The organism is Psychrobacter sp. A3, from assembly GCF_028823565.1.
In the GTDB taxonomy this organism is placed as follows: Bacteria; Pseudomonadota; Gammaproteobacteria; order Pseudomonadales; family Moraxellaceae; genus Psychrobacter; species Psychrobacter celer.
Genome location: NZ_JAPEHS010000014.1, coordinates 26,871 through 43,292 on the forward strand (window position 1 = coordinate 26,871; position 16,422 = coordinate 43,292).

Genomic DNA, 16,422 nt, shown 5'->3' on the forward strand with positions numbered 1-16,422 from the left:
GTGATTTTAGCAGAAAGCACTCATAGTGTACGAGTGTAAACGTGACTTACGATAACAAGTTTTGAGATGAGACTGATAGTCGGCGTGAGAGCGAGTGATTTTGTGGGTAAAGAATCTTTTTATGATTATCAGGGCTCATGAGTAAAAGATATCGTAGCAGAAGAAAACCGCACAAAGTCCTGTCTTTTTTAATAGTATATTCTGCACTTTTCATACATAGGTGTGACAAAATATTACACATAATAAGATTGTAATTGCCATAATAATGATGAGTGTATACAAGCACCTAAATGAGATTAATGGAAAAATCTTTATAAAAAGCACAATTTATTTGTCATTTTACTGGTTTAAATTTAAGAGGAAATATTATGCGTAACCAACTTATGATTGCAGCAGTAGCATCAGGTCTAGCTTTAAGCGGCTGTACTACTGATCCAAACACCGGACAGCAGCGTCTAAATAAAACTGCTTTAGGTACTCTAGCAGGTGCAGCAGGCGGCGCGGTAATTTCTAAAGCAACAGGCGGCGAAAAGACAGGTCGCGATGCTGCTATCGGTGCAGCACTAGGCGCTGGCGTCGGTTACTACATGGAGCGTCAGGCCAAGCAGCTTGAACAGCAAATGGCAGGCACTGGCGTGACGGTTGAGCAGAACCCAACGACAGGTGACATTGATCTAGTCATGCCAGGCAACATTACCTTTGCTTTTGATGATGCGACCCTAAGCTCATCTTTCAAGCCAACGCTTGATAAGCTGGCCTCGACCATGAACCAGTATAACAAGACCACGGTAAACATTGCAGGTCATACAGACAGCCGCGGTTCAGCTTCTTATAACATGGGTCTATCACGTGACCGCGCTTATTCAGTAGCCAACTACCTAACAGCACGCGGTGTGTCTGCCAATCGTATCAATGTAGTGGCTTACGGCGAGTCTCGCCCAGTTGCGGACAACAGCACTGACTATGGTCGCCAGCAAAACCGCCGCGTTGAGTTGACCATCAACTCGCCACAGAGCGTTAACTAATTTATCGTTCTATCGATAAGTAAAATAGTTATAATAAGTAGATCGATCATAAAAGAGTCAGCGAATTGCTGGCTTTTTTTATGCATATTATGCATAAAATCAGACTATCACTATCGCCGTGAATGCTGATGTAAAATTAAATATTGATAATGATTATCAATAAACCTATAATTCATAGAGGTTTTGGATAAATGCCGTAACATAAGCGCAATAACCGATACTGACTTTATCTACATTATGATATATAGATAAAGTCAGTACGCGCTGTGGCACTGACGACGATTTTTTCTTTTGTAATATCTTTGAGGATGTGTATGACGATTACCACAGGAACGAGCCGTAAGATTTTCCCCACCGCTTTGGCTGCTGCGCTGACAGGGTTATTAATGGTGTCGGGTTGCACCAAACAAACCGACGAAAATGCCGAGACAAGTGCAGAGAGTCAAACAGAAGTACAAAGCGCAGAGTCAGTGGACAGCGGCGAGCTATCGGCGACCGATCAGGCACATACTGACAGATTGGTAATCAGCTATGCCAATATGGCTCATGCTGCCTACAAAGACTCACTTGAAACGGCTAAAGCGCTACAAAAGGCGGTAGAGACCTATGTAGAGACGCCCACTGAAGCCAATCTAGAGGCGGCAAAAGCAGCTTACAAAACGGCGCGTCAGCCATACTCTCAGACAGAGGTTTTCCGTTTTGATGAAGGGTTTGTGACGGCCAATGATAAGCGCGCCATCGGTAGTGTCGATGGCTGGGAAGGTCAGGTCAATGCGTGGCCACTTGATGAAGCTTTGATCGACTATGTCAGCGATAGCTACGAAGGCGAGTACAACAGCCAAGACAATATCATCAATAGCGACAGCATCACGGTCGGTAGTATCAAACAAGATACCAGCAATATTACACCTGAGTTACTGGCAGATATGAATGAGATCGGCGGTAGTGAAGCCAATGTCACCACAGGCTATCATGCGATTGAGTTTATGCTATGGGGTCAAGACACCAACGGCGTCAGCGCAGGGGCAGGCGAGCGCCCTGTGACTGACTATGTCACCGAAGCTGGACAATGTACCAGCGGTGATACAGTCAATGAAGACGTCAGTATCTGTGAGCGTCGCGGCGAGTTCTTAAAAGCGGCAGCGCAGTTGCTGGTAGATGACCTCACAGCGATGGAAGCCGAGTGGCAGCCTGAGAGCGAAAACACTCTACGTAGCGATCTGATGGCGCGTAAATACGACAATGGCCTACGTCAAATCATGTATCAAATGGGCAGCTTGGCCTTAGGTGAGCTGGCCTCTGAGCGTATGCAGGTCGCGTTTGTGACGGGCTCTACTGAAGATGAGCACGAGTGCTTTAGTGACTTAACTCACCTAAGCTATGCCAATAACGCACGCGGCATCCAAAACGTCTTTAATGGCAGCTATAAGACTGTCGCTGGCAAAACCATCGGTGGCTACGGTGTCAAAAACTATCTGATCGATAGTGGTCATCAAGAAGCAGCTGATAAGCTGACTGCTGACTTTAAAAAGGTCGAAGACGCCTTTAATGTCATCGTAGAAAAAGGCGAAAAAGAAGGCATCAAGGTCGATCAGATGATTGCAACGGTCGGTCAAGCGAGCAAGCATGACATCTCAGCAGAAGAGCAAAACAAACGCCGCGGCTGGATCGAGGCGGGTATCACAAGTCTGCAAGCGCTAACAGATGGTATCGAAAATGCGGCAAAAGCAGTCGGTATCGATAACTTAGACGCGGACGCTGGCTCACAGTTTTAAGCGATTGACTTCTCTCACATAGAATAATTTCATGATGTCGATTATGTTTTACAAGTCATGAAAAGCTGACGGAAGATATGTTTGTAAAAGGACAAGTTATATATAATACATGCGTTGTTAACGACCGTTAGCAACGTATTTTTACGTGCAATAAAATAGGTCAGACGTTGACTTATAGCGTCGATGTATTTTTATACCGTTATATTGATAAGAAAAAATACTGTTATAGCCAGCCATTTTAATGGTTCTACTTGAGAACTAAGGCAACACCTATGAGCGTCATTCCTGCCAAACCCTCTGCTTTCCCTTTCTTTTCTTCAAGCTTACAAGGTACATCGTTGAAACTTGCGCTCACCGTCGCAGGTGCAATCGCCATCAGCGCTTGTCAGCCCACGGATAGCACGTCAGACAGCGCATCGACCAATAAAAATACCAATGACACTGCCGTTGCAAGTGGCGAAGGCGCGTCCGCTTTGACGCCTAAACGTACGCAAACCGTGGAAGCGCTGGCTGGCGTGCCAATGCAGCAGCTGGTGACATTTGACCCGCAAGAGATCAAACAAGGCGGCGACACGGGCATTAGCATTACCAGTAGCGAGAGTTACTCCAAACCCTCATCCAATCTGTCCGCCTCGCGTAAGGGCAGTTTTTTTATTGGTAATGCGTTTTTTCGTCAGCCGTGGGTGGTCGCACCTGCCAGTACCGATAGCCGTGATGGCCTGGGAGCATTGTTTAACGTCGCGGCTTGTCAGTCTTGTCATGTCAAGGATGGCCGTGGCCACGCACCGATGAGTAGTGAGGACGATGCCGATAGCTTGCTGATTCGTTTGGCGATGCCAGCGACCACCGATGAGGAGCGAGCGCAGCTGCAAAACTCGCTGATCGAAAAAGTCGTGCATCCGATGTATGGCGGCCAGCTACAAGATCGCGGTATTCAGGGCGTGCCTGCTGAAGCAAGAATCGCGGTGCAGTGGACAGACAAGCCCGTCACTTTCGCTGATGGTCACGTCGAAACCCTGCGCGCGCCCACCTTTCATCTGACCAACCCAGGCTATGGGGCGTTTGATGATGAGGTGATGGTATCGCCGCGCGTGGCCTTGCCGATGATTGGGCTTGGACTGTTGGAACAAATACCTGATGACGATATCAAGAAACAAGCCGTCGATAATGACAGCGCAAATATCAGTGGCAAGTTTAACTGGGTCATGGATCCACAGACGGGCAAAACCGCGTTGGGACGCTTTGGCTGGAAAGCAGGACAAACCAAGCTTTTGACACAGAACCAAAGTGCTTTTAATGAAGACATGGGGCTGACCTCAAATATCCGTCCTCATGAGTCCTGCATGCCTGCGCAAACGGCGTGTGTCAATGCAACCACGGGCGCTGATGAGCAAGGCGGTGGTAAGCCGCCGGTGGAAGTCAATGACGAGGTGGCCAAGTTTGTGGAGTTTTATACACGCAATCTGGCCGTCCCGCATCGCCGCAATGCCGAGGATAAGCTGGTACTTGCTGGCAAAAAACGCTTTTATGATATGGGCTGCCAAAGCTGTCATACCCCGCGCTATCAGTTGCCAAAAACCGACGATGACCATCTTGAGCAGCACGGACAAGTGATTTATCCTTATACTGATTTGCTGTTGCATGATATGGGCGACGAGCTTGCCGATCGGACGATTGCTGGTAAGCTGCCGCCCAAAGACGCGCAAGTAGAGTTTTTGGCCAACTCTTATGAGTGGCGAACGCCGGCTTTATGGGGTATTGGTCTTGCCCAAACGGTTGATCCACAAGCGACGTTTTTGCATGATGGCCGTGCACGCACCTTGATGGAAGCAGTACTATGGCACGGCGGCGAGGCCGAAAAACAAAAACAAAAAGTCCTACAGTTAGATAAGCAAGGACGAGCTGAATTGACAGCGTTCTTGCAGTCGCTATAAATTGCTTGACCAAAGGCGTGTGGGCAAAGGGTGCGCTCTTAGCAAACGACCAATAAACAATTGATAAAACCACTCATACAAATACCGAGAAACTTATGAAAATAAACCCTGCTGTAGCAATGGCACTGTCTGCTTTGAGTGCGGGCCTGCTGATCAGCTGCGTCAAACCTGCAGATGAAAACAAAGCGCCAGACTCTGAGGGTCAAGAAGTCGCGCAAGATAGCGCTGCTACGCCTTCTGTAGATGACAAAAATGACAGTACAGAGCGTATCGCTGCTGTCGATATCAGCGCTGAGACAGAAAAGACCTATCTGACCCATGTGGCAGATGACCTCGTCATTCCTGCCTATGCCGATGCGGCGCGTCAAAGTGAGCTGCTGCATAAGCTGGCACAAAAGCACTGTCAGTCAGACGTAGTCAGCGGTGATGAGCTGCAAGCGCTGCGGGATCAGTGGCTGGTGCTGGCACAAGCGTGGGCGCGCGCTGAGATGATCAACTTTGGGCCTGCCACCGCTAGCATGAGCAACCTATATATCAACTACTATCCTGATGAGCGCAGGCTGGTGCATAGCGGTGTGGCTGATTTGATCGCAGCCAATCCAAAGCTCACCGCAGAGCAGCTCGCTGATGAGAGTGCTATCGTGCAAGGGGTGCCAGGACTAGAAGAAGCCCTGTACGCCAATGATCGCTTGGATGCGGGGCAGTGTGCTTATGTGCTAAGCGCCAGTGATGCCTTGAGTACGCGCCTACAAAACATCGAAAAAGACTGGCAAAAAAATGCGACAACGCTGTTGGCGATTGATAAAACAGCTGATAGCGATCAGGGCCTAAATCAATGGTTCAATTCGTTATTGTCATTGGTTGAGACCATGAAATCTAACGCCATTGACCAGCCTTTGGGACTGACCGGCAAAGCCAAAGGTCATGTGCCAGCCGCCACCGCTGGCCAAAGCCGCGCCATTATCAATGCCAAATTAGCCACGTTAAATGAGGCGCTGACCGACCCTGTCCTGACGGCAATCCTCGGCAGTAATAATGAAAACAACGTCGCTGATACGCTATCGACTGCCTTAGCAGATGCCACCACGCTATTGGCGCAGATGCCAGAAGATATCGCCACGGCTGATAAAGCAACGCAGCAAGAATTGTATGACCATCTGACCACCATTACTCGTATTATCAAGCGCCAGCTGATACCGGCACTCGGTATCCGTGTGGGCTTTAATAGTACCGATGGCGATTAAATAATGCGTAAGCGTAACGACGATACCCATAACCGAGATTTACTATCGAAAAATAGCAATCAGTCTCGCCGCGAGCGACTGACGTCCGCTGTCATGACGACGCTCGCTAGCGTCACAGGTACGGCGGCGCTGGTCGCTGTCCATCATCATTATCGTAAACGCCGGCAGCCCGATGCAAGCTTGCAAGATTACGTGATCGGTGTCCGTGCGCAGTGGCAGACATGGCAGCTGAGCAGTAGCTCAGAGCCACAGCCGTCAGGGCAGCCTAAGTGGTCAAAGCTAGCACGCTTTTGCCATGCTTGCCAGCAGGCGGCAGTGACATGGCAGCGAGCCTATCAGCAGCCTTATTCAGATAACACTGATAACAACGCTATATCTGATTTGGCTGCTGTGCATACCACCACCATGATGGCACGCCCCGTGTGCTGGGTAAGTGGGGTGGCATCTATGCCAAAAAATCTTACTGCCACTGACCACACTGATGGACAGTCTGACAATGACTTTGGCGTCGTCGGTATTGACGCTGATAGACAGATCGTTTGGCAGACCACCATGCCTGAGCGTGTCCATGATATCGTCGTACAGCCGTCTGTCGATGGAGTGCTTGATACAGATACTCAGTACGATATGCAATACCATAAAACCAATCATCAGCAGCGCCGTGATGTCGTGGTGATGGGGCGTCGCCCTAGTGAGAGGTTTTGGGTGCTTGATACTGCCACAGGGCAGGTCAAGACAGCTATTCAAGCGGCAAACTATCGACATTTTTATGGTCATGCCTGCTATAGCTTAGATGCCCAGCGTTTGTATGTGACCGAAAACGATACGGTGAGCCTCGATGGCAAAATCGGTGTCTATGATGCGACTGATGACTATCAGAAAATCGCAGAATTTGATGCTTTTGGTATCGGCCCGCATGAGCTGGTGATGCATCCTGACGGCGACACACTGGTGATCGCCAATGGCGGTATCAAAACCGAGCAGGCCTCGCGCGAGGAGCTAAATCTAGACAGCATGCAGCCGTCATTGGTGTATCTCAATCGTCATACGGGCGCGTTGCTGGAGCAGGTCGTCCCAGCGCACAACCAGATGAGCGTGCGTCATCTCGCCATGCATGACGATGGCCGGGTGATGATTGGTATTCAGTTTCAAGGAGATAAGCATATCAATGTGCCCTTGGTACTGACGCATCAGCGCGGCGATGCTGACTTCGAGCCGCTCACCATGCCTAATGATGAGTGGCAGCGCTTTCATCAGTATATCGCCAGCGTCGCCGTCGATAGTGTGCATGATTTACTATGCGTCACCACCCCAATTGGCGGCTGTGCGGCGATTTATGATCTAAATACGCAGCAAATGATCGATGATGTCAGTTTGCCAGATTGTGCGGGCGCATCGGTGTTGGCTGATGAGAAAAAAGCAGGTTTTATCGTGAGTGATGGGCAAGGGCGGCTAACGACATTGGAGGTGAAGTCGGCACCGACAGCGGCGTCAGCAGCCAACACATCGCTAGATACCGCTTGGCAAGTGAGGAGCGATAGCAAGTGGCATAAAATGTCTTTTGACAATCATTTGCAAGCGCTATAACGGCGATAAGTGCTAAATAACAAAGCAAGAATATAAGTATGTAAGGAGATAGGCCATCAGTTTACATGCGGTGAGACAACATCTTGCGCAGGCAGGGATAGAGCTGCAAGTCCATAAAAAGCGCGTCAAAAACATCAATTTTCGCTTAAAGCCCTACACACTGATGGTCTCCGCACCGGCTTTTATCAGTACCGCGCAGATCGAGCAAGCCATTGCCAAGCGTGTGTCTTGGGCAATCGACAATCATGCACAAGTCTTAGAGCAGCACCAGCGTAAACATCGTCCTTTAGCGGACGCTTCAACGGCCGACAGCCCTATTTTACTTTGGGGTGCCGAGCAATCTATCACACTCAGCCATGATAAAAAACTGGCCTATTACCGTGAGCAGCTTGCGGCTATCATGCCGTCATTGTTTGACAAGTGGCAACCTGTGGTCGGTGCCTATGCCAATGAGATACGCCTAAAAAAGATGCACACGCGCTGGGGCAGCTGCAACACGCGCGCGCGTCGTATTTGGCTGTCTGTGTATCTGCCTGCCTATCCGCTTGAATGTACCGAATACGTCATCGTCCATGAGCTGTGCCACCTGCATCATGCTAACCATAGCCATGAGTTTTGGCAAACGGTGGCGACCGCGATGCCAGACTACCGGTATTGGCACGATATGCTAGCAGGCAAGACAGGGCAGTTGGATTAAGAATGGTATGGTCAATCCTATATAATATAATATCGACCATAATACTGACTAAAATACTGATATGATAATCTATAACAGTACAAAACGTATTATTAAAAATAAGCAATCAAGGATAAATATAATATGGAAAATGTCAGTCAAGCCGAGTTTTGGCAGCTGCGCTACGAGCAAGACAGTACCGGTTGGGATATGGGACAAGTGTCGCCACCGCTCAAAGCCTATATAGACCAGTTGCCTGAATCTGCTAAGGCGCAGGCTATTTTGGTGCCAGGAGCGGGGAATGCTTACGAGGTAGGCTATTTGCATGAGCAAGGCTTTACCAATGTAACGCTGGTGGACTTTGCTCCAGCGCCCATCAATGACTTTGCCGAGCGCTATCCTGACTTTCCATCTAAGCATTTAGTTTGCGCCGACTTTTTTGAGTTATCGCCTACGCAGTATCAGTTTGATTGGGTACTTGAACAGACGTTTTTTTGTGCCATTGACCCTTCACGCCGCGATGATTATGTCAAAAAAATGGCCTCACTGCTCAAACCACAAGGTAAGCTGGTTGGCGTGTTGTTTGATGTCGATTTTGGCCGTGATGAGCCGCCCTTTGGTGGTACAAAAGAAGCGTATCAGCAGCATTTTGCCAGCCATTTTGATATAGATATTATGGAGCGCTGCTATAACTCACATCCCGCACGGCAAGGCAGAGAGCTATTTATTAAGCTGCAAGCAAAGTAAGCTCGCGTTGGATGTTCGCTCGTGCTGGCGTCTCAAGCCGCTCATAGTAATAGCAAGTTAGATAAAGCTTTGGATGCGCCAATAGTCTGTTTAATACCGCCATGCGTCCTGTACGATATTCGGCTAATGGCACATGGCTATACTCTTGGCGCACCGCTTGCGCATAGCGCTCGTACTGTGGCCAAGGCGCAGCCAAAATGCTTAAATCCATATCCAATAGATAAGCGGCATCATTGATTTTGTCAGGGTCGGATAGCCCCGTAAGTTGATGGTTGGTCGTCATCATGATCAGCGCATAGAGGTGCTCGCACTGCTCAGCGCAAAGATACGGGCGTAACGTCTCTGCTGCGTACTCGGCGCTTTTTCGCTCATTGTCTGTACGCAGCGGGTCGTATACCACATCATGATAAAACAGGGCTAATGCGATAATATGAGGCTCATTAAGCTTATGCTTGATTTGCTCAAACTGTCCAAACAATTGCTGCAAGTGGCGTAAGGTATGATAAGCGCGCTGATTTTCGTTATAGCGAGTAGCGATATCTTGCCACAGCGCATGGACTGTCGCCGGCTTGATATCGCTATTTATCGCAGATAAGTGCCGGGCAAAATAATGACCAGAATTAAGGGTTATTTGCGAAAATTGGCGCATACCTCACCTAAGTTGCTTTGCTTATGACTATTCATTACGGCTAAGTCCTGCAGCTTAGGACTTGTTTGCCGCTTCTTCTAATGCTTGTTTAAACACATTACCCAGCAGATTTACGTCATCGACCCGTGCATAGTTTAAACGCGTGACAAAGGCGATATGACGATGCGGTCCGGCCTCGGAAAGTGGCACAGCGACCGCGTTTTGGTTATGTAGATGCAGCTGATCTAAGGCCATCTCTGGCACCAGCGTCGTTCCCATGTTGGCAAGTGCCATCTGAATCAAAGTATTAAGACTGGCATCAGAAAAACTTGATTTCATCTGCGCGCGATCGAAATGACAGACGGATAAGGTTTGATCGGTTAAGCAGTGACCCTCGCCTAATAGCATCAGATTCGCGGTCGCTAGCTCATCAGAGCTAATGCTATCAAGCTTGGCGTGCACATCGTCTTTGGGAAATACCGCAAAAAAGTCCTCGCTCCAAAACTCAAAACTGTGTAGCCCATCGACGGCATAAGGCAAGGCAATAATAGCAGTATCGATATGGCCGTAGCGTACCTGCTCGAGTAGGCGCTCGGTTTGCTGCTCGATGATGGTCATGCGAAACTCAGGATAATGCTCGCGCAGCGCGGGCAGTACTTTAGGCAGCAAGTACGGCGCAATCGTTGGAATGATACCGACCGTCATCGGATATGCAAGCGGGGTCTTGTGACTGTGGGCGCGGGTGGTCAAATCCCGCACTTCAGAAAACACCCGCTGAGCGCGTGTCAAGATATCTTGCCCAATCGGGGTGATCAGCACTTGCTTATTGTTACGCTCAAATATTTGCGTATCTAGCTGTTTTTCGAGCTCTGCGATACCGAGACTCAGCGCAGACTGTGAAATATTACATTCTTCGGCGGCGCGCTTAAAATGGCGGTGTTTGGCGACGGCTAAGGCAAACTCAAGTTGACGTAAAGTAATCATAAAACCTCTCTATTTATGGGCTTTTTAATGCTATCTTGTCAGATGATTGATGTCGGATACTTGCTTACTATCAGGCCCGCATACACGCATACAGCACTGATGATAAAAACTAGAGATAATAGTTTAACAAGTTTAATAAAACAAAACATCACATTAAAAACTTTTAACTGGATTAACCATGAAATTCGCGTATAGTTTGTCATGTAGCCCAGAGAGTTAAAGGCTTGGTAAAAATAGCCAACTCTATCATCACAATGTAACTTAAAACACTGTAATCAAAAAAGGAGCCAATCATGGCAGCTATTATCAATCAAGAAATCCCAGAATTCTCAACAGAAGCGTTTGTAAACGGTGAGTTCAAAACCATCACTTCAGAAGACGTAAAAGGCAGCTGGGCTGTGTTTATGTTTTACCCACACGACTTTACTTTTGTTTGCCCAACTGAGCTTGAAGACATGGCAAACCATTACCAAGAGCTAAAAGACTTAGGCGTAGAAGTGTACTCAGTATCAACTGACACGCATTTCGTGCACAAAGCATGGCACGACTCTTCAGAAGCGATTGGCAAAGTCACTTTCCCAATGTTGGGTGATGGCACTGGTAAAATCACTCGTGGTTTTAACATCATGATCGAAGAAGACAACGCTGCCCTTCGTGGTACTTTCATCGTTGATCCAGATGGTCTCATTAAAGTTGCTGAAATCCATGACCTAGGCATCGGCCGTAGCGCAAAAGACGTGGTACGCAAAGTAAAAGCCGCTCAGTACGTTCGTGACAACGACGGCGAAGTTTGCCCAGCCGCTTGGGAGCAAGGTCAAGCAACGCTAAAACCAAGCCTTGACTTGGTTGGTAAAATCTAAGTAGTCGATTGACCTCTTAGGTAACGTTATGGCACTGACGACTAACTATGTTTAGAGCCAGTATCATAGACAAAGACCCTATCAGCAGATGTTGATAGGGTCTTTTTTTACATCTCGTCCACAGGTTGATACCAGATTTTACCAAATTCTATTTTCGGTTATTTATGCTGATAACAGGCTTTGCACGATAAGCGGCAGTGGATTATTCAAAAGCTTGTTTTATCATCGATGATTTAATCACAACCATTATAAGTATGAATATGATAATAAAGGAGTAAAATCATGAGTCATCAATCAGAAAATAAAGACTTTCCTCAGCAGCAGCAGTCTTTGCCCGGCTCGCAAAAACAACAACATCCAAGCCCTGAGGTACTACCGCGCGACTATCCAGATGGCAAGCTGGCTGGCAAAGTTGCGATTGTGACGGGGGCTGATAGCGGCATCGGTCAAGCGGTGGCGATTTTATTTGCCAAAGAAGGCGCAGATGTGGTGGTCAGCTATCTATGTGAAGATGAAGACGCTAAAAAGACGCAGCATCACGTTGAGTCCTATGGTCGCCGCTGTTTATTGGTTGCCTCTGACTTGTCAAAAGAAGACAACTGTAAGGCGCTCATTGATAAAACGGTTAAAGAGTTTGGCAAAATCGATGTTTTGGTTAATAATGCAGGCAGACAAGTCGAGCAGCAAACGCTCACGGACATCAGCACCGAGCAGCTCGATGAGACCATTCATACCAATTTTTATCCGCATTTTTGGCTGAGCAAATTTGCCCTGCCGCACATGCAGGCGGGCAGTAGTATCATCAATACTACCTCCATCACCGCCTACCGCGGCAGCGATCATCTGATGGACTATGCTGCAACCAAAGGCGCTATTTTATCCTTTACCCGTGCGCTCTCCAACAATTTGATGAGTAATGATAAAGGTATCCGCGTCAATGGTGTTGCGCCGGGGCCAGTTTGGACACCGCTTATCGTCGCATCATTCACACCCGATGAGATTGAAACATTTGGCCAAAGCTCGCCGATGGGACGAGCAGGGCAGCCAAATGAGGTTGCGCCTGCTTACTTGTACTTAGCAAGTGATGATGCAAGCTATGTGACAGGACAAGTGATACACGTCAATGGCGGCGAAATCATTGGCGGTTGATAACTATTGACTAGCTATATTATGGAAAAAAAACCCCATCAGCAGAAATTGATGGGGGTTTTATATGATTAAAAAATGTCTGTGTTTTTGCCCTAGGGCGTATGGTGCTGAGCCTGAGACTGTAATTTGTTTTTATCGATGATTTGATAAATCTCATCTTTTAAATGCAGCTTTCGTCGTTTCATTTGCTCGATTTCGTCTTCGCGGCTGGCATGTTTGACTGTGTCTTTTTCCAGCTGATTGATTTGCTGATCCAGCATGGTGTGCTCATCAAAAATGCTGGCAAAGTGACTGTCTTTTTGTTTTAGCTCGCTGATGATCTCTCGGTTATCTTGCCATGTATCAGTCTTTCTCATATTGTCATCCTTGTTATGAAGCGCCAGCTTGCCACAAACACCAGCAAGTATGAGCGCATGATCGTGAAGATTGCTGTAATGGTGAGACTTGAGGTTGATGCAGACAAATAAGAACCCTTCCCATTCGCCACATTTGATTGTAGCGAAAAAACCGCCTTGATACCATGGCAATCCGCCAAGGGTGGTTTTAATATTGATTATGTTTAATAGTTTACGATTGGTTTTATAAAACGTAAGGTTTGAGTTTCTCAGCTTGCCCAACATGCCTAAACCCATGATAATAGAGACATCAAAGGGCATAAACCAAATGCCCAATCGCTTTTTTATAACAGAAACAGCCACAAAAAAACCGTATTTGAACAGGCAATGCGACAGTTGCCGTTACATATCCAATAATGATGGGGAACAAACATGATAGATCAAAATTTATTAGATGCGATCAAAAGCTATAGCGAAAACATGACTCGTCCGATTACCTTTGTATTGGGTAGCGGTGAGCACGAAAAACGCAGTGAGTTGATTGATTTTTTGAGTAAAATCGCAGGCACGACTGATAAGATCAATTTCGATGCACAAGCCACTGACGACAGCCTGCCAAGCGCGATCAGCTTTGCGATTTATAGCCATATCGATGGCGCGCTAAATGATACGGGTATCGTCTTTAGCGGTATCCCAGGTGGCCATGAGTTTACCTCGCTGGTTTTGGCAATCTTGCAAGCGGGCGGTCATACGCTGAAGTTAGATGAGGGTATTCAAAAACTGATCAAACGCTTTAATAAGCCGTTGCAGTTCCAGACTTATGTCTCGTTGTCTTGCCACAACTGCCCAGAAGTGGTGCAAGCGCTTAACCAATTTGCGATACTCAACGATGATATCAGCAACGAGATGATCGATGGTGGGTTGTTCCAAGAGCAGGTCGAGGCAAACAATATTCAAGGCGTGCCAGCGGTTTTCTTAAACGGTAAGCCATTTGCCAATGGTCTGATCGATACGGCAAAGCTCATCGAAAAACTGCAAGAGCAGTTCCCTGACTTGCTAGCAGAGGCAGGCGCTGACGAAGACCAATTAGAGCAGCAAGATGTCACCATCATCGGTGCTGGTCCTGCTGGGGTTGCCGCCGCGATTTATACCGCGCGTAAAGGCCTCAAAGTCACCATGGTCGCTGACCGTATTGGCGGACAAGTAAAAGACACGCAAGACATCGAAAACCTGATTTCTGTACCGTTGATCACGGGTAACGAGTTGTCAGCCAACTTTGAAAAACACTTGCGTGAGTACAACATCACCCTAAAAGAGCACGTCAGTGTCAAAGAAATCGGTGAGACGGCTGAGGAAAATTATAGCATTCATCTAAACACCGGTGAGAGCTTTGAGACGCGCAGCATTATCCTTGCGACCGGTGCCCAGTGGCGCAAGCTTGGTGTGCCAGGCGAAGAAGAAAACATCGGTCAAGGCGTGGCTTACTGTGCTCACTGTGATGGCCCGTTCTTTAAAGGTAAAGACATCGCCGTCATCGGTGGTGGTAACTCAGGTGTCGAGGCAGCACTGGACTTAGCGGGTATTGTCAATCATGTGACGGTGCTTGAGTTTGCAGACGACCTCAAAGCTGATCAGGTGCTGATTAATAAAGCCAAAGAAAAAGACAATATCGAGTTTATCACCAATGCGGCCACTCAAGAGATCAAAGCGACTGACAATAAAGTAACGTCTATCGTTTATCAAGATCGCAGCACCGGTGAGACCCATGAGCGCGATTTGTCAGGAGTGTTTGTTCAGATTGGTCTTGTGCCAAACACGGATTTTGTCAAAGGCTTTGTCGATCTAAATCGCTTTGGTGAGATTGAAATTGATGAGCGCTGCCGCACTGACCGCAAAGGCATCTTTGCTTGTGGTGACGTGACCACAGTCCCCTTTAAGCAAATCAATATCGCGATGGGTGAGGGTAGTAAAGCAGCATTATCAGCGTTTGAATACTTGGTTATGCAGTAAGCTTTTACTTAATTACTTATCTTTTATAAAACACACCCCTGAAGTCTATATAGGCTTCAGGGGTTTTTATGGTTCATCGTTTATGCCAAGCGTCTTGAGCATTGTTAATGTCATTAGCACAGGGACTTATTGTTATTGCCGTGGGGTATCTGGCGGGTGCATGACTTAATGATAGGCTAGTCGTCTAGCAAATCCATGCGTTTGGCCGCTTCGTAGATACCGGTTGAGCGGTTGCCCGTACGGCAAAAGATCAGCATGGGCTGCTCAGCTTGATTAAAAAAATCTGCGAATTCTTCGACGTGGTGTTGGCTGAGCTCACTACCGGCAAAAGACACTTCTTTGTAAGCCAAGCCTGCCTCGGTCGCTGCCGCTTCAATCTCTGCGCTGGTTGGCTGTCCTGGCTCTTCGCCATCAGGGCGGTTATTGATGATGGTTTTAAAACCATTTTCGGCGAGCATAGGGACTTGGTCAGGGGTGATTTGCCCTGTGATACGAACTTGATGACTCATAAATCTTCCTATTTTTAGTTGTGTGGGCTGGTTTTTGCGCCAGCGTTTTACGTGTATAGAGCTGTTGGGCTCTATCTTGGCTTCTTATCAGCCAAAAATCAGAGATGGCTGTTTGTAGCTTATAGCTTATAGCGTGTATTCATAAAGCCATACAGTCATAGAGCGCAGAGCAATACCCCAGCGGTACTTGGCTATAGTCGATACACTCTAAAAATGTCATAGCGCTACTGGGATGAATTTTGCGCAGCCTCTGGGAACGCAGCACGCAAGTAAAATTTATACCAGTAGCGCGTTTAAATCCATAACAGTTTTACATTCAGATAACTATATATATGCTTACAACAAACCCTGCATCAAGGCGCTTTGATACAAGAGCTTGGCACGCGCTCCAGTACCACAAAACATCAAAATGGGTTTAGGCAGCGTGTGATAAAGGGCGGCAAACTGCTCGACGGTCAGCATACTCAAACGCTCATCATCAAAAGGCAGGTGCTGATAGCTTAGGTTTGCCTGCTCGGTGGCATCGGCAAACTCGCCACTATTGGGCTGTGACTCCACTTCTGCATCAGGGCGGATGTTGAGCACAGAGCGATAGCCCAGCTCGGCAAGTTTGATACACTGGCTGGGATAAATTTGCTTATAAATCGTTATGTCAGCGGTCATAAATAGCTTCGATTAAATATGTGAAAAATGGGATAGGGCAGTCGGTCTGTCATAAGACGGTAAAGCGTCAGGCACCCTCCGTGATTTGTCTATACAAAAAAACAGCCTGCTTTATATCCTATCATAACGATATTTTATTGCCAGTGACACCAGTGATTGATGCGATGTCGTAAAAACAAAGCGGCAAACAGCAGCTTGCAACTATAAAATCATACGTATAGTCGATACACTCTAAAAATGCCATAGCGCTACTGGGATGAATTTTGCGCAGCCTCTGGGAACGCAGCACGCAAGTA

General features: G+C 47.5%; 15 protein-coding genes. 10 read left to right on the forward strand and 5 right to left on the reverse strand.

The genetic code is table 11. The features are described from left to right. Positions 1-368 precede the first annotated feature (368 nt). The 7 genes from NK638_RS03845 (at position 369) to NK638_RS03875 (ending at position 8,988) form a co-directional block, all read left to right on the forward strand. Positions 369-1,025: an OmpA family protein gene (locus NK638_RS03845; protein WP_274632005.1), complete on the forward strand. Its 657-nt coding sequence runs from the start codon at positions 369-371 to the stop codon at positions 1,023-1,025. Positions 1,026-1,339: 314 nt separating this feature from the next. Then, entirely contained in the window at positions 1,340-2,800 is a 1,461-nt protein-coding gene (locus tag NK638_RS03850; RefSeq protein WP_274632006.1) for an imelysin family protein, read from the forward strand. A 272-nt stretch (positions 2,801-3,072) separates the two neighbouring features. Then, the gene (locus tag NK638_RS03855) at positions 3,073-4,734 is read left to right on the forward strand and encodes a di-heme oxidoreductase family protein (protein ID WP_274632007.1); all 1,662 of its coding nucleotides are present in this window, start codon (positions 3,073-3,075) and stop codon (positions 4,732-4,734) included. Positions 4,735-4,829: 95 nt separating this feature from the next. Beyond that, the gene (locus NK638_RS03860; protein WP_274632008.1) at positions 4,830-5,978 is read left to right on the forward strand and encodes an imelysin family protein; all 1,149 of its coding nucleotides are present in this window, start codon (positions 4,830-4,832) and stop codon (positions 5,976-5,978) included. A 3-nt stretch (positions 5,979-5,981) separates the two neighbouring features. Then, complete coding sequence (locus NK638_RS03865; RefSeq protein WP_274632009.1) at positions 5,982-7,565, forward strand: DUF1513 domain-containing protein; 1,584 nt, start codon at positions 5,982-5,984, stop codon at positions 7,563-7,565. Positions 7,566-7,635: 70 nt separating this feature from the next. Beyond that, complete coding sequence (locus tag NK638_RS03870; protein WP_274632010.1) at positions 7,636-8,262, forward strand: M48 family metallopeptidase; 627 nt, start codon at positions 7,636-7,638, stop codon at positions 8,260-8,262. A 123-nt stretch (positions 8,263-8,385) separates the two neighbouring features. Beyond that, positions 8,386-8,988: a methyltransferase domain-containing protein gene (locus NK638_RS03875; RefSeq protein WP_274632011.1), complete on the forward strand. Its 603-nt coding sequence runs from the start codon at positions 8,386-8,388 to the stop codon at positions 8,986-8,988. Here the strand turns inward: NK638_RS03875 and NK638_RS03880 are convergent. Together NK638_RS03880 and NK638_RS03885 are read right to left on the reverse strand one after the other, a co-directional pair. After that, positions 8,969-9,637 (reverse strand): HD domain-containing protein, encoded by a 669-nt coding sequence (locus tag NK638_RS03880; protein ID WP_274632012.1) that lies wholly within the window; start codon positions 9,635-9,637, stop codon positions 8,969-8,971. The genes NK638_RS03875 and NK638_RS03880 overlap by 20 nt on opposite strands. Positions 9,638-9,691: 54 nt before the next feature. Then, on the reverse strand, positions 9,692-10,600 hold the full coding sequence (locus tag NK638_RS03885) for a hydrogen peroxide-inducible genes activator (protein ID WP_105244112.1): 909 nt from the start codon (positions 10,598-10,600) through the stop codon (positions 9,692-9,694). A 293-nt stretch (positions 10,601-10,893) separates the two neighbouring features. On the opposite strand from NK638_RS03885, the gene ahpC reads away from it, so the two are divergent. Together ahpC and NK638_RS03895 are read left to right on the forward strand one after the other, a co-directional pair. Further along, complete coding sequence (gene ahpC / locus NK638_RS03890) at positions 10,894-11,460, forward strand: alkyl hydroperoxide reductase subunit C (RefSeq protein ID WP_075100409.1); 567 nt, start codon at positions 10,894-10,896, stop codon at positions 11,458-11,460. A gap of 282 nt (positions 11,461-11,742) precedes the next feature. After that, positions 11,743-12,609, forward strand: a complete 867-nt coding sequence (locus NK638_RS03895; protein WP_274632013.1) for a glucose 1-dehydrogenase — start codon at positions 11,743-11,745, stop codon at positions 12,607-12,609. Between the two features lie 92 nt (positions 12,610-12,701). Here the strand turns inward: NK638_RS03895 and NK638_RS03900 are convergent, their stop codons facing one another. Next, on the reverse strand, positions 12,702-12,965 hold the full coding sequence (locus NK638_RS03900; protein ID WP_274632014.1) for a YdcH family protein: 264 nt from the start codon (positions 12,963-12,965) through the stop codon (positions 12,702-12,704). A 411-nt stretch (positions 12,966-13,376) separates the two neighbouring features. On the opposite strand from NK638_RS03900, the gene ahpF reads away from it, so the two are divergent. Further along, complete coding sequence (gene ahpF / locus NK638_RS03905; RefSeq protein ID WP_274632015.1) at positions 13,377-14,954, forward strand: alkyl hydroperoxide reductase subunit F; 1,578 nt, start codon at positions 13,377-13,379, stop codon at positions 14,952-14,954. 176 nt (positions 14,955-15,130) lie between these two features. On the opposite strand, the gene NK638_RS03910 is transcribed toward ahpF, so the two are convergent. Together NK638_RS03910 and NK638_RS03915 are read right to left on the reverse strand one after the other, a co-directional pair. Beyond that, positions 15,131-15,463 (reverse strand): TIGR01244 family sulfur transferase, encoded by a 333-nt coding sequence (locus NK638_RS03910; protein WP_100750024.1) that lies wholly within the window; start codon positions 15,461-15,463, stop codon positions 15,131-15,133. A gap of 336 nt (positions 15,464-15,799) precedes the next feature. Further along, positions 15,800-16,126 carry a beta-lactamase hydrolase domain-containing protein gene (locus tag NK638_RS03915; protein WP_274632016.1) on the reverse strand — a complete coding sequence of 109 codons (327 nt, stop codon included), beginning with the start codon at positions 16,124-16,126 and terminating at the stop codon, positions 15,800-15,802. Between the last annotated feature and the right edge of the window lie 296 nt (positions 16,127-16,422).

Coding starts and splice junctions, on each gene's coding strand:
- NK638_RS03845 (WP_274632005.1), top strand. CDS start 369: ATGCGTAACCAACTTATGATTGCAGCAGTAGCATCAGGTCTAGCTTTA.
- NK638_RS03850 (WP_274632006.1), top strand. CDS start 1,340: ATGACGATTACCACAGGAACGAGCCGTAAGATTTTCCCCACCGCTTTG.
- NK638_RS03855 (WP_274632007.1), top strand. CDS start 3,073: ATGAGCGTCATTCCTGCCAAACCCTCTGCTTTCCCTTTCTTTTCTTCA.
- NK638_RS03860 (WP_274632008.1), top strand. CDS start 4,830: ATGAAAATAAACCCTGCTGTAGCAATGGCACTGTCTGCTTTGAGTGCG.
- NK638_RS03865 (WP_274632009.1), top strand. CDS start 5,982: ATGCGTAAGCGTAACGACGATACCCATAACCGAGATTTACTATCGAAA.
- NK638_RS03875 (WP_274632011.1), top strand. CDS start 8,386: ATGGAAAATGTCAGTCAAGCCGAGTTTTGGCAGCTGCGCTACGAGCAA.
- NK638_RS03880 (WP_274632012.1), bottom strand. CDS start 9,637: ATGCGCCAATTTTCGCAAATAACCCTTAATTCTGGTCATTATTTTGCC.
- NK638_RS03885 (WP_105244112.1), bottom strand. CDS start 10,600: ATGATTACTTTACGTCAACTTGAGTTTGCCTTAGCCGTCGCCAAACAC.
- ahpC (WP_075100409.1), top strand. CDS start 10,894: ATGGCAGCTATTATCAATCAAGAAATCCCAGAATTCTCAACAGAAGCG.
- NK638_RS03895 (WP_274632013.1), top strand. CDS start 11,743: ATGAGTCATCAATCAGAAAATAAAGACTTTCCTCAGCAGCAGCAGTCT.
- NK638_RS03900 (WP_274632014.1), bottom strand. CDS start 12,965: ATGAGAAAGACTGATACATGGCAAGATAACCGAGAGATCATCAGCGAG.
- ahpF (WP_274632015.1), top strand. CDS start 13,377: ATGATAGATCAAAATTTATTAGATGCGATCAAAAGCTATAGCGAAAAC.
- NK638_RS03910 (WP_100750024.1), bottom strand. CDS start 15,463: ATGAGTCATCAAGTTCGTATCACAGGGCAAATCACCCCTGACCAAGTC.
- NK638_RS03915 (WP_274632016.1), bottom strand. CDS start 16,126: ATGACCGCTGACATAACGATTTATAAGCAAATTTATCCCAGCCAGTGT.